The sequence below is a fragment of the Winslowiella iniecta genome (assembly GCF_001267535.1).
Classification (GTDB): Bacteria; Pseudomonadota; Gammaproteobacteria; order Enterobacterales; family Enterobacteriaceae; genus Erwinia; species Erwinia iniecta.
Genome location: NZ_JRXE01000028.1, coordinates 68,760 through 78,423 on the forward strand (window position 1 = coordinate 68,760; position 9,664 = coordinate 78,423).

Consider the following 9,664-nt stretch of genomic DNA (forward strand, 5'->3'; position numbering starts at 1 on the left):
CCAGTTCGGTATTTCACTTTCCCTCTTTCCTCCTCACTCTTCTATCGGGACATACTATGTCAGAAATCAGCCGTGCCGTACTTTTCGGTAAACTGGATAAGCGGTTATTGACCTCGCTGGAGAGCGCCACCGCGTTCTGTAAATTGCGGGGTAACCCTTACGTTGAGATCGTTCACTGGCTGCATCAGCTTATGCAGCATGACGGCGACCTCCAACGACTTATCCGCCATTTTTCACTGGATGAAGAAGCCCTGATGCGCGATATCGTCGCGGCGTTGGATCGTTTGCCCAGAGGCGCAAGTGCGGTTTCTGATCTCTCCGAACATATCGACAGTGCTGTTGAGCGTGCCTGGGTTTATGCCTCGCTGAAATTTGCTGCGGCTGAGATTGGCGTCGGTCATTTACTGATCGGCATTCTGAAAACCTTCAATCTTGCCAACGTATTGAAGGGGATCTCATCACAGTTCAGTGCGATTGGCGTCGAAGCATTACTTGAACAGTTTACGAAGATTTTTCCTGATGCTCATCCGACGGCAATTGCCGCATGCGCGGATAGCGGGCGGCTGTCGGCGTCAGCAGGCGAGGGAACGCTGGCACAGTATGGACAGAATCTGACCGCACGCGCGCATCAGGGTGAGATGGATGCGGTGGTCGGGCGTGATGACGAGATTCGGCAACTGATCGATATTCTGTTACGTCGTCGCCAGAACAACCCGTTACTCACCGGCGAAGCGGGTGTGGGTAAAACAGCGGTGGTTGAAGGACTGGCGCTGCGCATTGCCGCCGGTGAAGTACCGGAACCCTTGCAGCAGGTGCAGCTCTGGTTGCTGGATATCGGACGGTTGCAGGCCGGAGCCGGGGTGAAAGGCGAATTTGAGTCACGCTTGCAGGCGTTAATCGGTGAGGTTCAGGCCAGTCCGCTGCCGGTAATCTTATTTATCGATGAAATTCATACTCTGGTGGGGGCGGGTGGGCAGCAAGGTACTGGCGATGCGGCTAATTTATTAAAACCGGCGTTGGCGCGGGGGCAGTTGCGAACCATTGGTGCCACCACCTGGGCAGAGTACAAGAAATATATCGAGAAAGACCCGGCATTGACGCGTCGCTTTCAGACGGTACAGGTGAAGGAACCGGACGAAAGTACGGCGGTGTTAATGCTGCGCAGCACGGTGGCGGCGCTGGAAAAACACCACCGCATACTGTTGCTGGATGAAGCGGTTCAGGCCGCGGTCAGATTATCCCACCGCTATATCCCCGCCCGCCAGTTACCGGATAAAGCCGTGGCGCTGCTGGATACCGCCTGTGCTCGCGTGGCCATTGGTCAGGCAGTCCGACCCGCGCCGCTTGAGGATTGCCTTCATCGAATTGCCGCATTGCAAATTGAGCGACAGATAGCTGAGCGCGAAGCGAGAGTGGCGCTTGGCGATCATTCGCGTCTGGCTACGCTTGATGCCGATCTCAGTGCGCTCAATGCTGAGTGTCAGCAATTAACTACGCGCTGGCAGCAGGAGCGCGAGCTGATCGACAAGCTGATTGCGTTGCGCGGGCAGTTGCAGCAGAAAGAGATGACTGAAAGCGCAATACATCATCAGCAACTGGCTGATTTACAACGGCAAATGCGTGAAGTGCAGGGTGACACACCGCTGCTTTTTGCCGCAGTAGATGCCAGTGTGGTGGCTGCCGTGGTCGCTGACTGGACCGGTATTCCGCTGGGCCGTATGGTGAAAAATGAGATCGAAGCGGTGCTGAATCTTACCGATACGCTCAGCCAGCGGGTAGTCGGTCAGCGTCATGCACTGGAGCTGATAGCAAAGCGGGTGCGAACGTCGCGCGCGCGCCTCGACGATCCGCACAAGCCGGTCGGCGTGTTTCTGTTGTGTGGTCCTTCTGGCGTGGGGAAAACCGAAACTGCGCTGGCGCTGGCCGAGTCGCTGTATGGCGGCGAACAGAACCTGATCACCATCAATATGAGTGAATTCCAGGAGGCGCACAGCGTTTCAACGCTGAAAGGCGCACCACCCGGCTATATCGGCTATGGCGAGGGCGGTGTGTTAACTGAAGCGGTGCGTCGTCGGCCTTACAGCGTGTTATTGCTGGATGAGATTGAAAAAGCGCATCCGGACGTTCATGAAATCTTTTTCCAGGTGTTTGATAAAGGCTGGATGGAGGACGGCGAAGGGCGTCATATCGACTTTCGCAACACCATTATTATCTTAACCTCGAATACCGGCAGCCGCTTAATCAGCACCCTGTGTGCCGACCAGCAGGCCATTCCGGCACCTGACACACTCAGCGCCGCGCTGCGCACGCCGCTGCTGGAAGTCTTCCCGGCCGCCTTGCTGGGCCGCTTACTGGTCGTGCCTTACTACCCGTTAAACGATGCGGTAATGGCCACCATCGTCACGCTGCAACTGCGGCGTATTCAGCAGCGTTTACAAGAAAATCATGGCATCAGCTCACAAGTCAATGACGATGTAATCGCCCGGATTGTCCAGCGTTGCACCGAAGTAGAATCGGGTGGCCGCACGGTTGACGCCATTCTTACCAATACCCTGTTACCGCAAATCAGCCAACTGCTGCTGTCTGCCTGCGCCCGCGATGAGTCATTTCGTCGTTTGCATATTGGCTTAGAACACGACGAGTTTTGCTGTCAGTTTCAGGTTTAAAGCGATTCGCTATCAGAGAGTTATCCATTATGTCGCAACAAGATAACACCCGAGTAGTCCCGCATGCGTTACCGGTTGGCTACCGTTTTAATGAGTTTGAAATTCAGCAAGTGATTGGCGGTGGAGGCTTCGGCATTGTCTATCGCGCCTGGGATCATCAGCTAAAACGCAACATTGCTATCAAGGAGTTTATGCCAGCCTCGCTGGCGGTGCGCAATGACGAGATGAAGCTGGTATTGCGTAGCGATCGTTTCAGCAAAACGTTCCAGGCCGGGCTGAACAGCTTTATCCAGGAAGCGCGACTGCTGGCGCAGTTTAATCATCCGAACCTGTTGCATGTGCTGCGGTTTTGGGTGCAGAACGACACGGCTTATATGGGGACACAATATTACAGTGGCACCACGCTTTCCCTGATGCAGGCTGAACATCCTGAATTAATTGATGAAAACTGGATTCGTAGCCTGCTCTCACCGCTGTTTGGTGCCATCAACATTATTCATCAGGCGGGTTATCTGCACCGCGATATTTCGCTGGATAATATTCAGATTCAGGAAGATATGACGCCGGTGTTACTCGATTTTGGTTCGGCGCGTAAAACCATCAGTAACCTCTCGGATGAAACCGAAACCATGCTGAAGCCGGGTTTCGCGCCAATCGAACAGTACAGCGATAACAATGAGAGCGAGCAGGGACCATGGACCGATATCTATGCGCTTGGCGCGGTGCTGCACACTTTAATTACCGGATCGCCACCGCCAGTGAGCGTGGTTCGCAGCATTGAGGATAGCTACCAGCCACTGGCGGAGCGGCGTCCGGCGGGTTATTCACTGCCGATGCTGCACGCGATTGATTGTGCGCTGGCGTTAAAGCCGGAAGAACGGCCACAGAGTACCGAGCAGATGGCGGCATTGATGGCACAACCGCTTGAGGAGGTGTCCAGGATATCTCAGGAGAAAGCGGCCGGGTCGCCGTTATTGCCGGTAACGGTGGCCGAACCTGTGCAGCAAGATAAACCGCCATCGGTTTTGCCGCGTCGTTTGTGGGTGCCGACAATGATTGCCACAGCTGTGCTGGTAGGGGGGATATTGGGCAGTGTTATCCGCGGCAGTAGCAACAGTCAGCCGCCTTTGCAGGCATCACAGACCGCCGGTGAAAACAGTGACGCAGTAAAAATTCCTGCGGTCATCGCTGAAGAGGAGGCCGCGCCGCCTGAAGCAGAGAAAGAGCCAGAGCCGCCAGCCCCGATTGCACAGGTGTATATCAAATTAGTCGCCGGTGATGAAGTATGGCTCGACGGCAGCCAGCAAGCTCTGGTGCCTGCTGCCAACGGTTTTGCCCGCTTGCAACTGCCTGCGGGTGAATATCAGTTCAGCATTACTAATCAGGGCCAGAAGCGCGAACAAAAAATCAATATTGATCGCGAAGGAACCTGGCTACTCAGTCCACAACTCTGAAGCGGCCTGCCATCGTTTAAGGTCATGTTAAGTATGCTTATTTAGGGAATCGCTATGTCAGAAAGGATTACAGCAACACTGCCAATGGATGGCCTGCTTTTCTGGAAGCTTGAAGGAGAAGAGGCGCTTTCGGAGGCTTTTACTTTACAGGTTACCCTGCTCAGCACCGATGCGCGCATTGAACGCCGCGCGCTGCTGGGTCAGCCGATTACCTTATCGATCCCAGTTCAGGGCCTGCTGGCGACCCGCTATCTGAATGGCAAAATCACGCGGGTAAAAGTCCACAGTGAGGAGCTGAACGGTACGCGCTATGCGGTTTATTCACTGACGATGGAGCCGGATCTCTGGCCGATGAAGCGGGACAGGAATCTGCGCATTTTCCAGAACCAGACGGTGCCGCAGATTATCAAAAGTTTGCTGCACCAATACAACGTGACGACAGAGGACAAACTGAGCGGCCGCTATCGGCTGTGGGAATATTGCGTTCAGTATCAGGAAAGCAGTTTTGATTTTATCAGCCGTCTGATGGAACTGGAGGGCATTTACTACTTTTTCCGCCATCAGCAGGATCAACATGTGATGGTGCTGATGGATACGGTAAGTCAGCATCAGCCTTTTCCCGGTTATGAAACGATTCCCTATCACGTTACTGCTTCCGGCGGCGTGACCAGTGAAGAAGGTGTCAGTCGGTGGGCGCTTGAGGATCATGTCACGCCGGGGATTTACAGTCTGGATGACTATGATTTTCGCCAGCCCAACGCGATGCTGTTTAAGGCGCGTCAGAATCCGGTATCGCCGTCGCCAGGTGAAATCGACGTTTATGACTGGCCGGGACATTATGTCGAACATCAGCATGGCGAAAACTATGCCCGCATTCGCCAGCAAGTCTGGCAGGCTGCACATCAAAAAATCAGCGGTAGCGGTACGGCGCTGGGTATTGCGCCGGGCCACACTTTCTTACTGCACAATGCGCCCTGGCTAAGTGATAACGGGGAATATCTGACGATTAAGGCGGAGTATCAATTTGCGGAAAACCGCTATGCCAGCGGCAGCGATGATCAGAGTGAAAAGCAGATAGATTTTATCGTTATCCCGGTCGATTGCCCGTTTCGCGCCGCGCCAAAAACTCCGTGGCCTAAAACCTGCGGGCCTCAAACGGCGAAAGTGGTTGGGCCGCGAGGCGAGTCGATCTGGACGGATAAATATGGCCGCATCAAGGTCAAATTTCACTGGGATCGACTGGCGAAAGGTGATGACAGCAGTTCTTGCTGGGTGCGGGTTTCCAGCGCCTGGGCCGGACAAGGCTTTGGCGGCGTGCAGATCCCGCGGGTGAATGATGAAGTCGTGATCGACTTTATCAATGGCGATCCCGATCGCCCGCTGGTGATCGGCCGGGTATATAACGAGGCCAGCATGCCGCCGTGGTCGCTACCGGCGGCGGCAACGCAGATGGGATTTATCAGCCGCTCAAAAGATGGCACGCCGGATAATGCCAATGCGCTGCGTTTTGAAGATAAAGCCGGGGCAGAACAGGTATGGATTCAGGCCGAGCGCAATATGGATACGCATATTAAGCACAATGCCAGTCAGCATATCGGCAGCAATCACACTCACTTTGTCGGAGCCAGTGAACAGCGGCGGGTGGCAGAGAATCAGATGCAGGCGGTAAAAGGTGCCAGGGAGCTGCTGACCGGCAGCAGTAAGCTCGACGCAGTGGTTGACGGGCATGTGCTGGCAGCCGGTACTGTACTGAGGCTGGAATGCGGCAAAAGTGCGATTGAATTAACCGCCGCGGGAAAAATTAATCTGGTGGGCACGGGGTTCAATATTTTTGTTGAGGGGGATGGGCTGATTACCACCAGTGGTGGTGCCTTAACGCTAAATACGGAGGGCGGGATCCCGGCTACCAGTGCGCCCGGGGATGGGCATCGTGCACTTATTTTGCAGGCGGTTGAGGAGAAGTTTTTGCCGGAGAAGGAGGGGAAGAGTCAGGGGAAAGGGATTGGGGAGCAGGGAGTGACCATGATGAATGCAATCAAAAAAACCAATGATAATAGTAAGAAGAAAGCTCCCGTTAAAAACCGTCCCGCTCATGTACAAAAATTCATTGAGGATAATTTGATAGCTGCAAAGAAAGTTCAGTCTGATTGGGGAGTACCCGTTTCTGTGACATTGGCCCAAGCTGCTCAGGAAACAGGATGGGGGGCACATGTAAAAAATAATGCGTGGTTCGGTATTAAAGGTAAATCACCCGCCGGCAATACAGCAGATTTCAAAACATCAGAGGTTATTGATGGAAAGAGAATTTCAATTACTGATAGTTTTCGTTCATATGAGAGCTTTGCTGAGGCGGCAGATGATCATGGGCGGTTTTTAGTCAATAATCCGCGTTATAAAAATGCGTTTTCTTTCAAAGACGACCCCGCAGCATTTGTGGATGAAATAGCTAAAGCTGGATACGCAACTGATCCGAATTATGCCAAAAGCTTAAAAAATATCATATCAGCTCAACATCTTTCTAATTTTGACAGAGATTAAAAAGGAGTGATTGTGAAAAATATATCTATAAAATATCTACTTATTTTTTTCTGCATGCTAATTCCGGATATATCTCTGGCCTCAGTAGCAGAAGTTAAGAAAGATAATCAATTTTCTACGCAGAGTAATGAGGATAAAGCCGTACTGGCAGTTTATCAGGCCATAAGGAAAAACAATCTTTCAAAACTGAGAGATCAGTGCCTGGCTTATGAGTTTAGTGATAGTGCTGACGCTGATTTTTTTATCGTTGATGTCAGAGAAAATAAAAGGTATGCAATTTGTGGTGGAGATTCGGATACATCAGTGCATCTTTTTAGATTTAAAATGAATAAAAAAGACTTTTCATTATCTACAGATGCAGGTTCAGTTGATGGCACTTTTCATAAGCTGAAAAGATAAGTTTCTCAATTGGGGTGGCAGAGAATCAGAGGCAGGCGGTAAAAGGTGCCAGGGAGCTGCTGACCGTTAGCAGTAAGCTCGACGCAGTGGTTGACGGGCATGTGCTGGCAGCCGGTACCGTACTGAGGCTGGAATGCGGCAAAAGTGCGATTGAATTAACCGCCGCGGGAAAAATTAATCTGGTGGGCACGGGGTTCAATATTTTTGTTGAGGGGGATGGGCTGATTACCACCAGTGGTGGTGCCTTAACGCTAAATACGGAGGGCGGGATCCCGGCTACCAGTGCGCCCGGGGATAGGCATCGTGCACTTATTTTGCAGGCGGTTTAGGAGAAGTTTTTGCCGGAGAAGGAGGGGGTTATCCAGCCTCTTTCCAGCACATCAGTAATTAATAAGCCACGTTTAATTATAGATACGCCTAATCATGACTCATCGAACTTTACTTTTGATGAAGAGACACAAAAGCTTATAAAAAATCCCCTACCTTAGTTAGAGCTCTTGAAACAATTTATAAAAATCAGTGGGTTATAAAAAAAAGGTGCTGCTGGGGGAGGGACTACAGCGGATAGATTCAATAAAGTAATAACAATAGACATTAATAATATGCATTCTCCTGAAAAAATATTAGTATCACTGGCACATGAAACAGGACATGCGCTTTATAAAAGACCGGTTGATACATCATCACGTGATGCGTTTATTAATAGTATGTTAAGAGATGAGGGAGCTGCGACATTAAAGAATATCGTAGTGCAAAGAGAAATCATTGCTAACGGAGGGCCTGATATAGGGGTTGCTGGTAGTTCAAAAAATATTGCTGCTTATAATCAAATTTATGATCAATGGAATACGAAGGAAATCGCAATGAAAGAAGCAGAAGAGGCTATTGGTAGAGTATATGGGAAAGGAGAAAAGACTTCAAATACACATGAACCCTATGAGGATTATTATGGAGGTTGGTATGATAGAAATATTAAATAGAAAAAATATATTTATATTTATGTTTGTTTTTTTCTCAATGGGTAATGTAAGAGGTAATTCAATGGATAATAATATATGGTCGTTTTTAGAATTGTTAAGAAAGGAATTCATAATGCCAGTCGATAAATTTAGTGAAATAACTGGGGTGAAAGTAAATCTTGAGTATTATAATGAATTCACCATTTTTTATAGAGCTGAAGGGGTGAAATTATCAGAAAATATAAATATTGGAAGCATAGATCTGCGAGCGAACGGGAATGAACTACACTTTCCATCTATATTGTCTTTCGATATTTCTGGTCGGTGTATTACTCTCAACGATATTAAAGATAAATTTTCTCATTTAGAAATTGTTGATTATCCAGGAGGGCACTCTCTGAATGACGTGACCACATATGCTACTAAAAATGATAGTCATGGTGTAAGGCTCGGTTTCAGCTTCGCAGAAAAAAATCCTGATTGCCTTGCGAGAGTTGTAATCAGAAAATAATTCACTTTAATTTTTTGATGATATATTGTTTTGAACGAAAAAGGAGAAGGAATTTAAACAATCAAGGAGGTGATATTAAGGAAGTCAAATGGGGTTTTATTCGTTATTTAAATGATAGTGAGTTTTTATACTTTTTCAGATAAAGGTATTGTTATTGAAAAATATGATAAAATTGAACAGATATCATCATTTTTATCCAGTATTAAATTTTAACAAGAGTTGAAGTCATTACTTAAATATGATTATCAGGATTTTATAGGAAATTTTAATGTTAATGCCGTCCCTCATAAAACTGCTGGTGTAGGCTTTTTCGTAGAAGGGGGGCAGGAACTTTATCTGTATAATGCAATAGCATTGATAATCAACTCAGATGGGCGTATCTAAGCTGCTTGGCTCACGCCTAAAAATACGGTAATCAGGTATGCCAGTAATGATTCCAATCAAACGGATATCCCAAATGAATTGAATTGAAAGAATGGGGAGCCAGATTTGATAATATCGATTTCAAACCGAAAAAATTGTCTGAGACTACGCATGAGTATTACAATTTTTTCGTTCACTTCTAAATTGAACATCTATAAAAGTATTCATTTTAATCCCAAATTCAATACCTGCCACCTGGCCTAATCTAACTTTATTAAAAATGAGCCAATCATAATGGAATATCATATTCAGGAAGGAACTTTCTCTGTTGGTGAAAAGAGTTGGCTGGATAATAGCTTAAATATACTGCGCAACGATCAGGATGATATTTCTATCATTATCAGCCGTGGCCCCATTCCGCCAGACTGTGACTTTGAGCAGGCGTTTAATCAGCAGTGGTCCACCCTGCGTGAACAAATGGGAAAGGTTAAACAGTCTGCTTTCGAACGTGTCAGCGCAGGCCCATTGCGGCAGATACGCGCGATAGAAGTGGCCAGTGAATTTGAACATCACGGGCAGTATCTGTTTCAACGGCAGCTGGCAGTACAAGTGCCTGATAGTGCCGTTTTGCTGGTAGTGACTTATTCGTCGCAGCATGCGTTTAGCGAGCAAGATTTACAGCACTGGGAATGAGAAAATTTTCGAAGCGCTGGAGAGCGCGCTGGCCACTGCAACCAAGAAAAAATACGAACAAGAGATCGATGTTCGCGTTAG

Annotated in this window: 9 protein-coding genes; all 9 read left to right on the forward strand. The window is 48.7% G+C overall.

The window, feature by feature from the left end:
- Positions 1-56 precede the first annotated feature (56 nt).
- Positions 57-2,666 (forward strand): type VI secretion system ATPase TssH, encoded by a 2,610-nt coding sequence (gene tssH / locus NG42_RS17860; protein ID WP_052901630.1) that lies wholly within the window; start codon positions 57-59, stop codon positions 2,664-2,666.
- 29 nt (positions 2,667-2,695) lie between these two features.
- Complete coding sequence (locus NG42_RS17865; RefSeq protein ID WP_052901632.1) at positions 2,696-4,120, forward strand: serine/threonine protein kinase; 1,425 nt, start codon at positions 2,696-2,698, stop codon at positions 4,118-4,120.
- 54 nt (positions 4,121-4,174) lie between these two features.
- Positions 4,175-6,658, forward strand: coding sequence for a type VI secretion system tip protein TssI/VgrG (tssI, locus tag NG42_RS17870; RefSeq protein ID WP_052901634.1), 2,484 nt, complete (start codon positions 4,175-4,177; stop codon positions 6,656-6,658).
- Positions 6,659-6,670: 12 nt separating this feature from the next.
- The gene (locus NG42_RS17875; protein WP_053116019.1) at positions 6,671-7,057 is read left to right on the forward strand and encodes a hypothetical protein; all 387 of its coding nucleotides are present in this window, start codon (positions 6,671-6,673) and stop codon (positions 7,055-7,057) included.
- 14 nt (positions 7,058-7,071) lie between these two features.
- On the forward strand, positions 7,072-7,386 hold the full coding sequence (locus NG42_RS17880; protein WP_052901636.1) for a hypothetical protein: 315 nt from the start codon (positions 7,072-7,074) through the stop codon (positions 7,384-7,386).
- Positions 7,387-7,659: 273 nt separating this feature from the next.
- Positions 7,660-8,037 (forward strand): hypothetical protein, encoded by a 378-nt coding sequence (locus tag NG42_RS22735; protein ID WP_156322264.1) that lies wholly within the window; start codon positions 7,660-7,662, stop codon positions 8,035-8,037.
- Positions 8,018-8,527 (forward strand): hypothetical protein, encoded by a 510-nt coding sequence (locus NG42_RS22495; RefSeq protein WP_156322265.1) that lies wholly within the window; start codon positions 8,018-8,020, stop codon positions 8,525-8,527. Before NG42_RS22735 ends, NG42_RS22495 begins: the two co-directional genes overlap by 20 nt.
- A 657-nt stretch (positions 8,528-9,184) precedes the next feature.
- Complete coding sequence (locus NG42_RS17890) at positions 9,185-9,583, forward strand: DcrB-related protein (protein WP_052901638.1); 399 nt, start codon at positions 9,185-9,187, stop codon at positions 9,581-9,583.
- Positions 9,546-9,664: NusA N-terminal domain-containing protein (locus NG42_RS23615; protein ID WP_156324272.1), on the forward strand; the 119-nt coding region annotated here is incomplete at its 3' end. The genes NG42_RS17890 and NG42_RS23615, both read left to right, overlap by 38 nt.

Coding starts and splice junctions, on each gene's coding strand:
- NG42_RS22735 (WP_156322264.1), top strand. CDS start 7,660: ATGCATTCTCCTGAAAAAATATTAGTATCACTGGCACATGAAACAGGA.
- tssH (WP_052901630.1), top strand. CDS start 57: ATGTCAGAAATCAGCCGTGCCGTACTTTTCGGTAAACTGGATAAGCGG.
- NG42_RS17865 (WP_052901632.1), top strand. CDS start 2,696: ATGTCGCAACAAGATAACACCCGAGTAGTCCCGCATGCGTTACCGGTT.
- tssI (WP_052901634.1), top strand. CDS start 4,175: ATGTCAGAAAGGATTACAGCAACACTGCCAATGGATGGCCTGCTTTTC.
- NG42_RS17890 (WP_052901638.1), top strand. CDS start 9,185: ATGGAATATCATATTCAGGAAGGAACTTTCTCTGTTGGTGAAAAGAGT.
- NG42_RS22495 (WP_156322265.1), top strand. CDS start 8,018: ATGATAGAAATATTAAATAGAAAAAATATATTTATATTTATGTTTGTT.